We start from the raw sequence: 508 nt of genomic DNA on the forward strand, positions 1-508 counted from the left end.
ATACTCCTAATTGACCGATAGTGAACCAGTACCGTGAGGGAAAGGCGAAAAGAACCCCTGTGAGGGGAGTGAAATAGAACCTGAAACCGTGTACGTACAAGCAGTAGGAGCGGACTTAGTTCCGTGACTGCGTACCTTTTGTATAATGGGTCAACGACTTAATTTCAGTAGCAAGGTTAACCGTTTAGGGGAGCCGTAGGGAAACCGAGTCTTAACTGGGCGAATAGTTGCTGGGATTAGACCCGAAACTTGGTGATCTAGCCATGAGCAGGTTGAAGGTTGAGTAACATCAACTGGAGGACCGAACCCACTAATGTTGAAAAATTAGGGGATGACTTGTGGCTGGGGGTGAAAGGCCAATCAAACCAAGAGATAGCTGGTTCTCCTCGAAAGCTATTTAGGTAGCGCCTCATGTATCACTGTTGGGGGTAGAGCACTGTTTAGGCTAGGGGGTCATCCCGACTTACCAACCCTATGCAAACTCCGAATACCAACAAGTGCAATCATG

General features: G+C 47.8%; 1 rRNA gene. It reads left to right on the forward strand.

Going from position 1 to position 508, the window contains the following annotated elements:
• Positions 1-508, forward strand: a 23S ribosomal RNA gene (locus QQK09_RS19300); the annotation flags it as partial.

Source organism: Psychromonas marina, assembly GCF_030161115.1.
GTDB lineage: Bacteria > Pseudomonadota > Gammaproteobacteria > Enterobacterales > Psychromonadaceae > Psychromonas > Psychromonas marina.